The following is a 15427-nucleotide window of genomic DNA, read 5'->3' as shown; positions in this document are numbered from 1 at the left end:
GCGGGGTGAGGGTACTGGGCCCTCACCCCGCCGCTTTGCTGGCTGAGGGGCGTCGCGGAGGAGCCAGGTGCCCGAACGCGTTCCAGGCCGCCGCGACTTGCACCAACAACACTCCTGCCATCCCGAAGGGAAAGACCCACCACGGGCCCACGGGCATGACGGTGCCCAGGGTGCCGATGCTGAGCACGATGAGGATGGGTCCCGCGATCGCCAGGGCACCGATACTGGCCATCGACGTCGTCAGTGCCGTCTCGGTGGCGATCATGCCGCGCAGCTGACCTCGCGTGGCCCCAATCTGGTGTAGGCGGCGCAGCTCGATGCGGCGTTGTCGCATCAGTGCGGCGTAGCGGCTGAAAGCCGCCAGCAGCACATAGGCGAACGCTGCCACGAGCACCACCGTGTTCAACAGCGCGCCGGCCTCGGCCTCTTCTGCGGTCAAGTCGGTGCCCACCAAGAGATGAGGGTGGCGCGCTGCGGCCTCGGCGATGGTGGCATTGGCGAAGCTGAACGTCACCACGATGGCCATTGACATGGTCAGAACCGTCGCGCCCAGGGCGGTTCGGTGGGCATAGCCGTCGAAATTCTGCACTGCCAACCGGACCGGCATCGGGGCCGTCTTCGGCAGGCGACGCAGCAGGGCTTGTGCGGCCCGCGTGAAGATTGTGGGCCCGGCTAGCCCCAGGCCGATGGCACATATCAGGGCTGCCGAACCGCTTCCGGCGGCCCCGGCCTCCACGTCTCCAAACAGCGGTGCGAGCCCGGAGGCGAAACCCAAAGCCATGACCACTGCGCCGATCCGGGCCCGCAGTGGTGAGGGCGGCCTCACCGAGGTCTCGGAGGCGGCGACGGCTTCGGCTACTGGGGCGTTGGTGGGCGCGACGACCGCCAGATAGCCCGCCAGGTAGGCAATCGCGGCGACTACGGCGGCGGCTGCCACCCCGGCCACCGGTGTGCTCGGCAACGTAAAGCCGCTGGGGACCAGATTCACCGCGTCCAACAGCCAGGTAGACGCCCAGGCCAGCGGATATCCGGCCGCGCTGCCCAGAGCGATCCCCGATAGGCAATGGACGGCGGCGTTACGGCCGACCTCGCCGCGCAGTCGGCCCCGTTCCATCCCGAGGGCCCGCAGCGTGACGATCTGCCGCCGGGCCCCGGCGGCGGACACCGAAATCACGTCGGCCATGACATAGACCAGGAGCGGAATGAAGATGTTGGCCAGTCCCAGCGCGACGATTCCCAGGTCGAGCAGGTCGGCGGTGGAGACTGTCAGCGCATGGTAGGCGGCGGCTTCGCCTAGGAGGGCGCTGACCGTGAGCACGGATGCTCCACCAGCGGCGGCAGCCAGACTTGCCGCGCCCCCGGAGAGGCCGCCGGTGACAGCGTGTCGCACCGTTGCCTTGCCCGGCCGGTCAATGAGGACGGCGTTAACGCTCACGGGACTTCAGGTGAGTGGCCACGAGCCCGACGATGGTCGCCACGGTTAGGGCGCCAGGGATGACAGCTATCCAGTCGGCGAATGGTCCGAAGCTGAGGACGACGTTGGCGACCACGAAAATCGGCAACAGCGTCCACAAGAGAGATTTAAGGCCCCGGTGGCGCGGGCCGGGAACAGTGGGCGCATAAGGGCTTGATTGGCTCATGTGGACAACGCTATGACGCCCGATGAACTGCGACAATACAGCTGAACGCCCTCTTGTGGTAGCGCTGGCGCTACCGAGGTAGGCCCGCGCGGCGGCTAGGTTGAACACATGAGTTCTCAGCAACGCCAGCGGCTCGACACCGACGCGGGCCACGCGCCGCAACGGCGGGATGTGGCTTTGCACAGGCGCGCTCGCCACGGCCTCGAACAGCTGCGTGTCCTGGCAGCGGGGCTGGGCACCTCTTTGTTGGCTCTCATAACCGTCTACGCGGTGCTCCTTACCTCTGTGCTGAGCCTCATCGGAGTCGGGTTGCTGCTGGCGCGACCCGTGGCCTCGCTCGTGCGCCACGTAGCCGACCTCGAACGCAACCGCTTGGAGCGATGGGGAGTGCGGATACCGCGCCCATACGCGCCAACGGTGACCGGAGAGGACGAGAACCCCTGGGGCGTGGCACGCGCGCTGCTACGCCAAAGCTCTACCCGGCGAGACCTGGCATGGCTTTTCACCCACGCGAGCTTCGGATTTTGCGTGGGCATCCTCGGCATCGCCCTGCCGCTGATGGCCGTCCGAGACCTCAGCCTGCCCGCCTGGTGGTATCTGGCTCCCGCAGGGGAAGCGAGCAATAGCCTCGGCATCCCGGCCAACAGCTGGGCGGCCGTGCTCTTCTTTGCCCTCACCAGCCCGATATGGGCGGTGCTGTTCACCCTCGTCGCCCCACCATTGTCGCGAGCCCAAGCATGGGCCGGGCGGAGATTCCTTCCCCCGGACCCCCATGTCGACCTGTCGCAGCGGGTCGCACAACTGACCGCCACCCGCGCCGCAGCCCTAGACGCACACGTGACCGAACTGCGCCGCATCGAGCGGGCCCTGCACGACGGCTCACAAAACCGCCTGGTCGCCGTAGCCGTGTTGACTGGCGCGGCTGGGCGCGCCCTCGACCGCGACCCCACCCAAGCCCGCGACGCCATCGAACGAGCCCAACAGGCCTCCGAAGAGGCGCTAAAAGAGTTGCGTTCCGTGGTGCGCTCCATCATGCCGCCAGTATTGGAAAACCAAGGACTGGAAGGGGCGATCTATGGGCTGACCGCGAGCTGCCCACTGCCGTGCCACGTCGACGTTTCACCGCTGCCGCGCCTGGCTATGGCAGTCGAGGCGTGCGCCTACTTCGCGCTGGCGGAGATGTTGACCAACGTGGCCAAACACAGCGGAGCGACCCAGGTTCGCGTGACGGTGTCGGTCAAGGACGACCGGCTTTGCGTTCGAGTGGCCGACGACGGCCAAGGCGCCGCCGACATAGGCGCGGGCAAGGGCTTGGCCGGGATGAGGGATCGGGTAGCGGCGCTGGACGGCCACCTGCGCATATCCAGCCCCGTCGGCGGTCCTACAGTGGTGGACGTGGAGTTGCCATGCGGATAGTGCTCGCCGATGATGACACGCTGTTGCGTGAGGGTTTGCGGCTGTTGTTGACCGCCGAAGGGTTCGAGGTCGCGGCGGTGACCGACGGCCCCGCGTCATTCATTGAGGCTATACGCGAGCATCGCCCCGACCTGGCCATTGTGGACGTGCGGATGCCTCCGACGCACACGAATGAGGGCATCACGGCAGCCGTGGCGGCCCGCGAGGTCATACCCGGCCTGCCGGTTGTCGTTCTGTCGGCCTATGTGGAACATAGTTTCGCCTCTGAGTTGCTGCGCGAGGGCGCGCGCGGAATCGGCTACTTGTTGAAGGAACGAGTGGGCCGGGTTGAATCGTTCCTGGAAAGCCTCCACCGGGTACACGATGGTGGCACCGCCATTGACCCCGAGGTGGTGGCGCAGCTGTTTTCACGTCGCGCTCATCCACTCCAGGCGCTGACCGAACGCGAAAGGGAAGTGTTGGGCCTGATGGCCCAAGGCCATTCCAACTCCACGATCGCGCAGCGGCTTTTCGTGACCGGGCACGCGGTGCAAAAGCACATCCGCTCCATCTTCGCCAAGCTGGAGTTGCGAGCCGACGACGGACGAGACCGCCGCGTAGCGGCGGTACTGACCTACCTAGAAGGTAGCGAGGCTTAAGGCCTAGCGCAAAGTTGGTTTTGGGCCCAAGGTGCCGATGTAACGAGGTTGGCGAATATCGCCCGTAAAAGGGTCTGGCTGTGGAAGTTTGCCTTTTAAGCGTTCACCATGCGCTCTAGTGCCGATAGAATCCAGCGCTAACGGGGCCTTTTTCGTAAAGGTCACTAGCCAGAAGCCAGCTGGCCATGCATTCGCATAAGACAGTGAGGCTGATACGAACATGCACATTCAAAGCCGCAGCAGGCGACATTTACGCAGGTAAGAGCCGATTGGCAGAAGGGAACCATGAGATGAGAGCCCAGGCCTACGGGTCGGTGCTCGACTGATGGGCCGATCATCGCGTAGTGAAACTCTGGCACTGGACATCGGCAGCACCGGGGTCCGAGCGGCCCGGTACGGCCCAGATGGCCTGCGGTGTGGTCCGATCTCCGAGCAGCGGTATCGATCCAAGGAAGCCACAGCCGGGCGGGTCGACCTGGCGGGGCTCTTGGAGTCAGTGGTCAGGGCAATTGGTGAGCAGGACTTGTCCCGCGTCGGCGCTGTGTCCATGAGCGTGCTGTGGCATTCGGCAGTGGCGCTTGACGACGAAGGGCAGCCGCTGGGCGACGCGGTGACCTGGGAGGCGCGCCTGCCCGACTGGGTGCGCCACCGGGTCGAGGTGGCCTCACCAGCCTGGTCGCACTCGGCTTCCGGTGCCTACCTGCACTCCAGTTACGGAGTCGCAGCCTTGCCGTTCCTGTTCGACCCCAACGTGGTCAGGTTTTCCGACATCGGTTCGTGGATTGCCGAGCAGTTGTCAGGGCACCGGCTGGGCTGGTCGGAGGTAATGGCCGCCGCTTCCGGGCTGTGGCTGCAAGAGCAGCGGGCATGGAATCGACCCCTGTTCGAGGCGCTGGGGCTGCCCGATCGTTTGGTGCCCGAAATGTGGTCCGAGCCGGTGGCGGGCAAGGGAAACCTCGTGCCCGAATTGGCCGGAGCGATGTGGCTGCCGGTGGCGGGAGACGGGCTGTGCCACAACCTGGGCCACGGTGCGATCGGGCCTGAGAGCATTGCCGTCAACGTCGGTACTTCCGGCGGAATCAGGGCAGTGCTGACCGACCTGACGTCCGATGTGGACGCACCTGGGCTGTGGCACTATCGGTGTGCCGAAGACCTACACGCCGTTGGCGGGGCCGTCTCCTCGGCGGGAAACACTGTGGAATGGGTGGGCCGTTTTACCGGTGAGCGCATCGACTGGAACCGGTATATGGGGACTCCCCTCAACCCGTCGGTCCGCGCTGATGCTTCGGTGTACGGGCGAAGAGGGCCCGACTATCCGTGGGACGCCACCGGATCTATCACCGGCCTCAGGCCAGATAGCAGCCTGGATGACATCCGTGATGCTTTCGCCCTGGATCTGTGGCGGCCATTCCGGGCCCTGCTCGATTCCCTGCGCCCCCTGCTTCACACAGAGCCCACGATTCGCGCCTCCGGTGGCGTCGTTCAAGGCAACCGCGGAGCAATCCAGCTCCTCGCCGACAGCCTCGGGGTTCCAGTCCAACGCCTGGACGTACCTGACCCGTCCCTGGCCGGGGCAGGCATCCTGGGCGCACACTTCCTGCGCGACGGGCTCTTCGCCCCGGCTGCCGCCGCCGAGGCTGCTCGCGTAGAGCAACTGGGCAACCGTACGGTCACCGAAACAATCGACCCCCGTCGAGAATGGACCGACATCCTCACCGACCGGTGGGCACAAGAGCCCTGGGAGAGCGCATCGTCACGATAGCCAACGGCAGCTGGAAGATTCGCGGACGACAATGAGGCGCGACGTGCGCGCCTGCCACAGCTGTGTAAGTAACACCACCCAGTGTTTCCAGGACGGGCGTTACTGCCCGTCCAAGGGGAACGCCCGTCATGCACCAGATCAACTAATGGCACATCCTCCATCGAGCCACGGTGCCACGCACGGCATTCAGCTACGGACTAACACTCGATCCCAAACCGGACACCGTGCCCAACCTGGACGCCTAAAACCGAGACCTCAGAATCAGATTTAACCCGGGCCACCCACACCCGTTCCCCTGGAGCCAGAACGAGCACGGCCCGAACATAGTCCGTCTATGCGCTGTTCACAAGGGTTTCCAAGCTTCGCTTGGAACCTTGCGCATAGTCGGCACCTCATTGGCTCCGCAAAAGTAGCAAGAGCACATATAGGAAAAATCACGCGAAACGAAAGACCAGTCGCCGAGCCCCTTCAGCTACTGGCTTTCCCGCTGACCAAAAAATAGCGATTCAAGAGCATCCAGTGCACAGCTGTCTCAACCTCAATGAAACCAGCTTGGTAAGCAACCGAGGCGACGAAAGGACCATAGTCCAAAGATCACGCCCTTAATCTAAGGTGGGAAGGAAGCTGCGCGTGCGGCTGTCGCAAATTGAAGCTGCGCAAAAAGGAGTTTTCGGCATTCTCGTCAGCTCGTTCACCTGCGCGTACTTCGCCTCCTGTAGCCCTAAATGCGCCCTTTGCATAAGCCTCATTGACTGTTCAGCATGTGGTGGTCAGTCGAAATCTAGTTTCGACTGACCACTATTAACGTTTTCCATCTAAAGAGTTTCGGATTGGTATGCGCAAAGCTAAGTTCTCGAAGTCCCTGATTTTTCTAACAGGGGTTGCCCTCATTGCCTATCTAGGTGCTTGCTCTCAGGACGATGGCCCCCATCGGAGCCCAGAGGAAGTTGTCAGCACGTGGCAGGAAAATTTGTACCTCTCCGCCCAGATTCAAGAGGTCACTGAACGCCTGTGGTACTCATGCGCTGAATCAGAGGGAATTGCTCCAGAGGAACTTCCACCCCTGGAAACAATGGACATAGCTGCTCGCTCGCTCGAAGACTCGATGGGCTTGGCTCGACCTAGGGTCGATCCGGACACTGCTGCGGAGGTTGGCTTTCGCGTCTACTATGCAGACCTCTTTTCCGATGAGAATGTCACGGAAACATCGGGGTCGTTGACCTATGAGCAAGCCATAGTGCTCTTTGGCAACGACTATACGGAGGCGGTGTGGGGAACCGATGAACCCGTCGCCGACCCACCCGGAGTCGAAAGCCTCCATTTCGAAGAGTGGAACGTCTCAATCGAACGCTACACAGACGGGTGCGCCGGATATGTAGACGAGTTGATTCATAATGATGTTCGGGACTTCATGTATCACCAGCTAGCCGCCACCACCAGCATGAACTCACCGCTGCTAGAAAGTGCCGAGTTCGCCGAAGGCGAAGCCGACTGGGCGCACTGCATGCGCAATGAGGGCTATAGCGAAATCGAAAACTACCATGACCCATTCGCCAAACTAATGACTTGGAGGGCCGAGTCCGGTGCCGATTTCGATGCCTTCGAAGATCGACAGATCGAACTTGCCGTCGCCGACGCAAAGTGCGCCGAAGCCGAAGGCGTCAATGACCTAAACAAGGAATTGTACGAGTCGTTCCTACTTGAGTTCTACGCCGAGCACGAACAAGCCTTCTATGCCTACAACGAACTGGCAACGGAGGTCTTGCAAAAAGCACAAGAACTCCTGGCCGAAGGAACCTGGTAGGCCCGCGCGGGCGCGGTAGGCGCGACCCAGCTTGACAATGCGATGCGTTGGTCGTCGGTAGGCCCGCGCGGGCGCGGTAGGCGCAAACGTGTGGCCCACGCTTAGGCGTGACCGCTACTGCAGTGAGCGCAAACAGCTACAAAGCGCCTCGCCTAAGCAGGTGGATGACACTGGGCCAAGGCATGGAAGCCAGCATCACATCCGTTCTCACCAAGCCAGAACTAGCACCCTCAAAACACTTTCCGCACGAGGGATCCTCGCACCGGGGTCCAAGCAAAGCTTGGACCCCGCACTTCGTTGCCTACCCATATACAGATAACAATCTCATATCAAACAGTGCTTACAGATATTCTCTGTCGTCGCTCACACCATCCATGCTGTAGGCCTCGGAAAACTCTGAGTCACTTGGCATCGTTCCAAATCAGCCCCTCGCCCATCAAAGTGAAGGTAGCTACTGGAGTGAAGCAAGTCGATTAGGGATACACGGCTCAGCCCTTCACTGTTCCACATAGCTCGATGACAGCTGATAGCGTCTGAACGCGAAAATGGGTCGCGTGTTGCAGCACGCGACCCACCCAACGAGTGTCCTCACACGGAAGGATGATCTAAGTTGCGTGAAGCACTCACGGCCAAGAGTACGTCAATACGGCGAGCCGCCGTAGCCTTCGTTTCTACAGCGCTCATCGGCCTCGGGATGGCAACAATTCCCCCCTCCGCCGTTCAAGCCCATGTTGTTGAGCAATACATAACAGCAAACGACGGGCAGTGCGGCTACCTAGCGTTTAGCGCCCATTCCCTGGTCCAAACAACAAAGGAGTGGGGAGGTTGCACTGGCCACGCTCATGTTCGGGGTGGTCACGGCCAAGGTTGGACTAGCTGGGACAGCCATCCCACGAGTGCCTGGCACCACCCCCCTAGCGGTACTACATTCTCCCAATCCGTCCACAAACGGTGCGGAACTTGCAGCGAAGTGTGGATCTACCACTAGTACAAGGAGACTTGCGTGCGGCCATTGTCAATTGTTTCTGTCCTTGCGGCAATGGCCGCGCTGATAATCGGATGCTCCAGCAGTTCCGAGGACACCGCAAGAAATCAACACGAAGACGTCTTGATTGATCCGCGGACTGGGGAAACCATCGACCCAGACGAACATGATGACATCGAAATCCTCCCGCCCCACGAACCAGGGTCATCGCTTGAGCCCGACGTCTTTGACGCCGCTAGACAACTTCAGCGGGACTTGATCGAGGCAGGCCCCATCACCACCGAAACTTATGAGGATGCTCTCGACCGGGTCGTTGAGTGTAGTGCGGACTTTGGCGTGGTTGCGACTATCGATGAGCCACATCCGATTCGGGTGAATGTGCGCGACACATATGTTAGGAACGAGGACATTCCTGAGGAGCTGGAGGGACCGGAGAGCCTAACCTATATACGACCTTATGATGACTGTGTTTACGCGCACCTGACCTTGCTACAGGGGAGCATTGAGCCAGTCATGGCCGATGACCTTATGGAGTATGCCACCGCCTGTTTGCAGGAAGAAGGCCATAGCCCTACCGGAACCGAGCAGAATATGGACGAACTACGTTCATCCGTGGACAACTCACGCGGTGTTGTCGAAGGTTGCGTTGCCGAAGGACTAAACGAGCTCTACCCCGGAACTGAGATGGTGATGGGATGACGCATCCTCAGCGAGTCTTCACATCAGCGGCAGTCGGGTCAATGTTGTTGCTAGCAGCTTGTTCATCTGACGATTTCAGCGATGCTGACGTCGAACACTATCGGAGCGCGTGGGTGGCCAATTCGTTCCTAGAACGTGAAATCCATATCGCGCAACAGCGGCTCGCTCATCTCTGCATGGAGCACGCGGGCTTCGACAAACACCCTGAGTTGCCTGAGGAATTCACCGACGAATCGGATCTGCTGGGATACGTTCAGCCTCGCCCTAGCCCCGAAGAAGCCGCCATCGTTGGGCTAAGGGACCGGTTTCCGCTCTCATTTGAAAACGAGTTTGTCGCTGTCGCCGAACTGCCATCGGAAGAACTTACGCCAGCGGAGATGGAACTCTACTCAGAGACGCTGTGGGGTGTCGAGGCCGCTAACGCCATCTACGGCCCCGGCTCTATAGATGTTCCTCGCAACGATGACGGGGAAGCCCTGGAATGGCCAGGCAAAGTCATCATTGAACTCGAAGACGGCTCGCTCATCTCCTGGCACGTGCAGGGTTGCGAAGGCGAGGTTATAGACCGCCTCTACGAGGGAGACCCGACTGAGTTCAAACTGCAACAGGCGTTCGCCACCAGCAGCCCAATGGCCGAATTCAACATTGACGACCGGGTTCACGACGCCGACGAGGCTTGGGGCGCGTGTATGGCTGAAGCCGGTCACCCTGGAATGAGTAAACCCTACGATGTACTCGCCGCCGTTTCCAGCCACCGCAACACCTTGCAAATGCAAGCCATTGAGCAGGGCCAGCGCGGCATCAGCGATGAGGACTACGCCGAGTATGAGCAGTTTCATCTTGATCTAGCCGTGGTCGACGCCGAGTGCGCCCAAGAGACCGGGGTCGACAAGATGCATCAAGAAGTGTTCTGGGAGTTGTTGGCAAAGCGATTGTCGGAGAACGAGGCCGAGGTATTCGCCTATGCGGAGAACGCACAGGCCATTTTGGATCGCGCACAAGAACTCCTGGCCGAAGGAACCTGGTAGGCCCGCGCGGGCGCGGTAGGCGAATACGTGTGGCCCACTTTTGAGCGCGATCGCTAGTAGGCTGAATGCTCACCCAGGCAGGAGAAAAGACTTTGAATGCCCCAACATCCACAGACCTACCCCGGGTTTGGTTTACGCAAGAAGCTGTCTACGATGCGCGAATGTGGGGTCCCCTGGTCGACACCGCAGAGGGGTTCGAGCCGGTCACTGTCACTCCCCCGACGTGTGCGGCAATGCTGAACGACGAGGCGTGGGCCGATCATGTGGTCTCGTGGCTGTCCGCTGAACGCTCAATCGGAAAGGTTTCCGCCGTCGTTGGCGTCGATGGGACTTCCGCTATAGGGCTCTGGGCCGCGCAGCGCGATCTTGTCGCAGGCCCAGTGCTGCTCGTGAACCCGCCCCTGCACATGCTGGTCGAGAACTCCATGGAGCTCTTGATGAATCGGGCGCGCACCATGTCCATGGATGACAAGGGCGAGGACATGTTCACCGCCATGTCGACCTCGATCGACGAGTCCGAGCTCGACCAGCTGCACCAGACGGGGAAGCTGCCAGCGGATGCCGCAGCAGCGTTCGTTTCCGGGCTCATAAATGCGCAAGGGATCGAGCCACCCGAGCTAAGGGCGCTAGTGCAAGAGGCAGCGTCGGCCCGGCTCGTACCGAGGTTGGTCGAGGGCGTCGACGTGGCCACTGACTTTTCGCTGGACCTCCCGCAGGTCGCCGCCGAGTTGGGGGACGCACTACATATTGCGCATACACCGAACTCGATGCTGACGAAGTTCGGAGTACGCGAGGACGTCCATGCCGCACTCCCTTCGGCGAAGATGCACGACCTGCCCGGCCCCACCGGACCCTCGGGCTGGTGGCAAAACCCGGCCGCCTATGTGCAACTCATCCAAGACGTGTTGGCTGCAAGCCAGCATCGCGCCTGAGAAATCGGGACGAGAACGCAGATGGGGTCCCGCTCCGGATATCCGGAGTGGACCCCACCGTTTCGTTTAGGGGCTTACTTCTCGACTGGCTTCTTTTCAGCCTGAGCGGCCTGCTTCTCCACGATCGGCAAGTCCACAATCGAGGAGACGTGGGAGCGAACCCGGTCGTCCTGCGGGTCATCCTCGGGCGTCCAGTGCACCGCCAGGCGCTCATAGGTGGTGTTGCGCTGGGCCGGAATCCGGTCGGCCGAGCGAATCAGGTCGATCAGCTCGCTCAGACGCGAACGATGCTTGGCCCCGGCCGAGGAAATGACATTCTCCTCCAGCATGATCGAACCCAGGTCGTCCACACCCATGTGCATGCTCAACTGGCCAGCGGCCTTGCCGGTGGTGAGCCAGGAGGACTGCAAGTGCGCGATGTCGTTAAAGAACACCCGCGCCACCGCGATCAGCCGCAAGTATTCAATGACGGTGGCTTGGGTGCGGCCCTTGAGCTTGTTGTTCTCCGGCTGGTACGTCCAGGGGATGAACGAGCGGAAGCCACCGGTCTTGTCGTGCACGTCGCGGATCATGCGCAGGTGTTCGATACGCTCGGCGGCGGTCTCACCGGTGCCCATCATCATCGTGGCCGTGGAGCGTAGGCCCTGGTTGTGGGCCTGCTCCATGATCTCCAGCCAGCGCTCGCCGCTTTCCTTGAGCGGAGCGAGCGCCTTGCGGGGGCGCTCGGGCAGCATCTCGGCTCCGGCTCCGGCGATCGAGTCCAGCCCGGCGACCTTGATGCGGCGAATCGCCTCGTCGATGTCGACGTTCGACACGCGCGCCATGTGGTCGATCTCGGAGGGCCCGATGGAGTGGATGACCAGCTCGGGATACGCCTTCTTGACGGCGCTGAAGAGCTCTTCGTAGTATTCGACGCCGTATTCGGGGTGGTGTCCGCCTTGCAGCATCACCTGGGTGGCACCGAGGTCGACGGCCTCTGAGCAGCGGCGCAGGACCTCGTCCAGGTCATGGCTCCAGCCCTCGGCGTGCTTGGGCGCACGGTAGAAGGCGCAGAACTTGCAGGCGGTGACGCACACGTTGGTGTAGTTGATGTTGCGGTCGATCAGGTACGTGACGATGTTGTCCGGGTAGCGACGGCGGCGGTGGGCGTCGGCGGCCTCACCCAGAGCGTGAAACGGCGCGTCGGTGTACAGCAGCAACGCTTCTTCGGGCGTGATGCGCTCTCCATCGGCGGCGCGGGCCAGGAGGTCGGCCATGTCGCGGCTGTCTGCGGCGCTGGGGCTCTTCGTCGCGTCAGTCATGGGCTTAGCCTATCTGTTCGGAGAGGAAAGTGTCGCGGGGCGAGGGCGGTGTGAGGGCTTATAACGGGCGTTATTCCACGTAGAACAGCTCGGTGTGAATCCGGCCCGCCCCGTGGGCGGTGAGGGATTCACGGGCCCCGACGACGAGTTCGAAGGGCCCGCACAGGAACCAGTCGTCAACGTCGCGCACGTCGATGAACTCCCGTAGGATTCCGGCCATCTTTTCGGCATCGAGCCGCCCAGTCAGCAAGGGATGCGAGGCGTCCTCGCGGGTGCGCACGTGAAGGACCCGGAGCCGCTCGCCGTGTTGTTCCTGGAGTTTGGCTAGGTCAGCCGAAAACATGACGGTGTCGGCGGTGCGGTTGGAGTACAGGAGGGTCACGCGCCCGCCCAGTTGCAGGGTGGCGGCGGTGATAGACAAGACCGGTGTGACTCCCGACCCGGCGATAACCGCGCCAATGTGGCTGTCGGGGCGCAACTGGGTGGTGAAGGTGCCCAGTGGTGGCAGGACTTCCAGCGTGTCGCCCGGTTGCAGTTCTTCGGAGGCGTAAGCGGAGAAGGTACCCGAGGGGATCGACTTGACGCCGACGCGCAAAACGCCACGTTCGTGCAGGTCGGCGGGGGTGGAGCAGAGTGAGTAGGAGCGGTGGGCCTCACGCCCGGAATCCTCCACGGACCGGAAGGTGATGTACTGCCCGGGCTGGAAGTCGAAGATCTCCCGCAGTGAGGGCGGGACGGCGAGCGTGACAGCCACAGAGGTGTCGGTCAGATTCTCTACGGAGATGACCGAAAGCTTGTGGCTTTCGGGGCGCTTCCTTTTGCTCGTGGACAGGGTCACAGACATAGATTCGGCATCCTCATCGTTCGTGCGCTTAGGCCCTCAACGGCTGTTATCGCTGGTCGTGTGCGCGTGACCTAGGTGGGGGCGAAGAACTCTGGCCCGCCTTCGGCCACTGGTGGCACATCGAAGTAACGGTTGGCCTGCGCGGCAAATTCCCGCAGGCCCGACAGGTGACGTTCCCCCAGCCCTATCCACAGCTTGTGGAAATAGTCGACCAGGTTGACCGCTTCGAAGGGTTCCCAGCGGCTAGCGTGCGCCGCGACTTGCTCCAGTTCGCGGCGAGACAGTTCCACCGAGCTGAGGAAGGCCTCCAGTACCCCTTTGACCAGGCCGGGGTTGGCCGCCGCGTAGTCGCGGCGTACCGCCCACACAGCGAAGACCATCGGCAGGGCGGTCCATTCGCGCCATGCCGCGCCCAGGTCAAGCACGCTCAGGTTGAGATCTTCTCCGCGTCCGAAGTGCACCTTCAGCGCTTCGTCCCCGATGAGCACCGCCATGTCGGCGGAGGCAATCATCGTGTCAATGTCCGGTGCGGCCTCGTGGTAGACGGGGGCGAGCCCGTAGCGCTGTTCAAGGAGCAGCTTGGCCAGCAGCACCGAGGTGCGGGAGGTGGAACCGAGCGCGACGGTTGGGTTGGGGCCCGATTCGGCTAGGGGAACCTTGCTGGAGAGATTGACAGACAAGACCGGCCCATCGGCGGTGACTCCTAGGTCGGGCAGCAACAGCAGTTCCTCGGAGTGGCGCAAATATTCGACCAGGCTGATCGGCCCGATATCGAGATGGCCCTGTACTAGCGCGTGGTTGAGTTGGTCCGGCGGGGCGCGGTGCAGCTCGACATCTAGCAAGGCCCCGGAGCGAGCCAGTCCCCAATAAATGGGCAGGCAGTTAAGGAATTCGATGTGTCCGACGCGAGGTCGGCGCACGAGGCGGCTGTCGTCGACGTGGGCCTCAATTCGGTTACCTTGCTCATTGACCACGATAACGACGTTACGCCGCCAAAGGTCACCCTGTGAATGCCCCAGGTGGCAGAGGTGACGTCGAATGCATCACGGTGATGGCGGCGGTGATGGTTCCGCTCCGGCCTCCGCTGCCGGGTCAGCCAGCTCGACCAGGGCCGCGAGCACGGCCTCGTCATCGGACTCAAGTTCAATGTGATCGCCTTGGCCGATATCGAGGCTGAGCACATGCAAGATCGACTTCGCATCAAGCGTGGGGCCCTCTACCCGGCGGATGAGGACGTCGTCATCACTTGAACCTGCGGTTTCGACGAAAATAGTGGCCGCGCGGGCTTTGATGCCCGCCTCGGCGCTGACGCGGACGCGGCGAACGCTCATCGCTGACACCTCCGAGCTACATTTTCCGCGACAACGTGGCACCACGCTGGGTAATCGTGATATTTGCGGCAAATGCGGCTAGCGCCCCACCTCTCACACGGGTACGAGGTGGGGCGGGGGCCTGGGGTCAGACGAGGGCGTAGGCGCGAACCGGAAAGGTACCGAAGCCGCGCACCCGTGGCGGGGCCGCATGCAAACGGGCTCCGCTCAGGGGCAACTGGCCCAGGTTAGTCATATGTTCGAGCACCGGGACGCGAGCCGCCAACAAAATCGAATGGGCGGGCCGGGTGTCGCCGGTGGTGTCGTCGATATTGACCGCGTCGATACCAACCAAGACCGCCCCGGCCTCGACGAGGTAATTGGCACCGTCCTCGGTCACGTACGGGGCAGAGTGGGCATCACCGTACTTTTGGGTACGCCAATGGGCGTCCCAACCGGTGTGCAGCAGCACGGCGGCACCCGCGAGATCGTAAGGAGCCAACGCCCGCGCCGTAATGCCACGCTCGGCGCTGCCGGTGAGATCCACGACCACAATGGGCACGTCGGCCACCGAGTCAAGAGGCAGGTCGGCCAAGTCCGAGCCCTCCGCGTAGCGGTGAAAGGGACTGTCCAGGTAGGTCCCGGTGTTGCCGACCATGTCGATGCGGCCAATGGCGAATTCAGTGCCAGGTGCGTAACTGTCGCGGGAGTCGGCCCGACTCAGATGATCAGTGAAGGTGGGTCCCGGTAGGCCCGGGTAGGTCGTCATGCCCTCTTCGATGACATGGCTGAGCTCGACCTTTTCTCGCCGCTGCGCGGCGACGGCGGCGGCAGGATCGCTGGGACCGCCCCGTGAGCCCTTATGGGGCTCCTCGATGATCTCTAGTTTCGAGAACGTCACCTGGTCGACCATGAGTAGGCCCAGATGACGCACCAGCAAGGTCGCTAGGGCGTCGTGACTGATAGTGGGGCCGGGAATGTCCAAGCGGAATCCGTGGACGCTGATGCCTCCACCGTTACTGAAGGTGATTTCCGCGTCGAAAGCGGCACGATAGTGACTCATCGCTG

Annotated in this window: 14 protein-coding genes; 7 read left to right on the top strand and 7 right to left on the bottom strand. The window is 62.2% G+C overall.

Annotation, left to right across the window (positions count from 1 at the left end; translation table 11 throughout):
* Positions 1-22: 22 nt before the first annotated feature.
* On the bottom strand, positions 23-1435 hold the full coding sequence (locus JQS30_RS02050) for an FtsX-like permease family protein (RefSeq protein ID WP_213171745.1): 1413 nt from the start codon (positions 1433-1435) through the stop codon (positions 23-25).
* Complete coding sequence (locus tag JQS30_RS02045; RefSeq protein WP_213171744.1) at positions 1425-1640, bottom strand: hypothetical protein; 216 nt, start codon at positions 1638-1640, stop codon at positions 1425-1427. Before JQS30_RS02045 ends, JQS30_RS02050 begins: the two co-directional genes overlap by 11 nt.
* Before the next feature lie 108 nt (positions 1641-1748).
* Between JQS30_RS02045 and JQS30_RS02040 the strand changes: the two genes are divergently transcribed.
* The 7 genes from JQS30_RS02040 (at position 1749) to JQS30_RS02010 (ending at position 10904) form a co-directional block, all read left to right on the top strand.
* On the top strand, positions 1749-3056 hold the full coding sequence (locus JQS30_RS02040) for a sensor histidine kinase (protein ID WP_213171743.1): 1308 nt from the start codon (positions 1749-1751) through the stop codon (positions 3054-3056).
* Positions 3047-3694 (top strand): response regulator transcription factor, encoded by a 648-nt coding sequence (locus JQS30_RS02035; protein WP_213171742.1) that lies wholly within the window; start codon positions 3047-3049, stop codon positions 3692-3694. The genes JQS30_RS02040 and JQS30_RS02035 overlap by 10 nt, the downstream gene beginning before the upstream one ends.
* A 325-nt stretch (positions 3695-4019) precedes the next feature.
* Positions 4020-5456, top strand: a complete 1437-nt coding sequence (locus JQS30_RS02030; RefSeq protein ID WP_213171741.1) for an FGGY-family carbohydrate kinase — start codon at positions 4020-4022, stop codon at positions 5454-5456.
* A gap of 835 nt (positions 5457-6291) precedes the next feature.
* Entirely contained in the window at positions 6292-7260 is a 969-nt protein-coding gene (locus tag JQS30_RS02025; RefSeq protein WP_213171740.1) for a hypothetical protein, read from the top strand.
* A gap of 1003 nt (positions 7261-8263) precedes the next feature.
* Complete coding sequence (locus tag JQS30_RS02020) at positions 8264-8944, top strand: hypothetical protein (RefSeq protein WP_213171739.1); 681 nt, start codon at positions 8264-8266, stop codon at positions 8942-8944.
* Positions 8941-9972, top strand: coding sequence for a hypothetical protein (locus JQS30_RS02015; RefSeq protein WP_213171738.1), 1032 nt, complete (start codon positions 8941-8943; stop codon positions 9970-9972). Before JQS30_RS02020 ends, JQS30_RS02015 begins: the two co-directional genes overlap by 4 nt.
* A gap of 161 nt (positions 9973-10133) precedes the next feature.
* On the top strand, positions 10134-10904 hold the full coding sequence (locus tag JQS30_RS02010) for a hypothetical protein (RefSeq protein ID WP_213171737.1): 771 nt from the start codon (positions 10134-10136) through the stop codon (positions 10902-10904).
* A 74-nt stretch (positions 10905-10978) separates the two neighbouring features.
* On the opposite strand, the gene mqnC is transcribed toward JQS30_RS02010, so the two are convergent.
* The 5 genes from mqnC to JQS30_RS01985 all read right to left on the bottom strand — a co-directional run bounded on the left by mqnC (position 10979) and on the right by JQS30_RS01985 (position 15422).
* Positions 10979-12160 (bottom strand): cyclic dehypoxanthinyl futalosine synthase, encoded by a 1182-nt coding sequence (gene mqnC, locus JQS30_RS02005; protein ID WP_425498845.1) that lies wholly within the window; start codon positions 12158-12160, stop codon positions 10979-10981.
* A 115-nt stretch (positions 12161-12275) separates the two neighbouring features.
* Positions 12276-13049, bottom strand: coding sequence for an FAD-binding oxidoreductase (locus JQS30_RS02000; protein ID WP_213171735.1), 774 nt, complete (start codon positions 13047-13049; stop codon positions 12276-12278).
* Positions 13050-13120: 71 nt separating this feature from the next.
* Complete coding sequence (locus tag JQS30_RS01995) at positions 13121-14023, bottom strand: menaquinone biosynthetic enzyme MqnA/MqnD family protein (protein ID WP_246498007.1); 903 nt, start codon at positions 14021-14023, stop codon at positions 13121-13123.
* 69 nt (positions 14024-14092) lie between these two features.
* On the bottom strand, positions 14093-14380 hold the full coding sequence (locus JQS30_RS01990) for an HPr family phosphocarrier protein (protein WP_213171734.1): 288 nt from the start codon (positions 14378-14380) through the stop codon (positions 14093-14095).
* A 127-nt stretch (positions 14381-14507) separates the two neighbouring features.
* On the bottom strand, positions 14508-15422 hold the full coding sequence (locus JQS30_RS01985) for a cyclase family protein (protein WP_213171733.1): 915 nt from the start codon (positions 15420-15422) through the stop codon (positions 14508-14510).
* Positions 15423-15427 lie beyond the last annotated feature (5 nt).

The sequence above is a fragment of the Natronoglycomyces albus genome, assembly GCF_016925535.1.
GTDB classification, from domain to species: domain Bacteria; phylum Actinomycetota; class Actinomycetes; order Mycobacteriales; family Micromonosporaceae; genus Natronoglycomyces; species Natronoglycomyces albus.
This window is presented reverse-complemented; position numbering and strand designations above follow the sequence as displayed.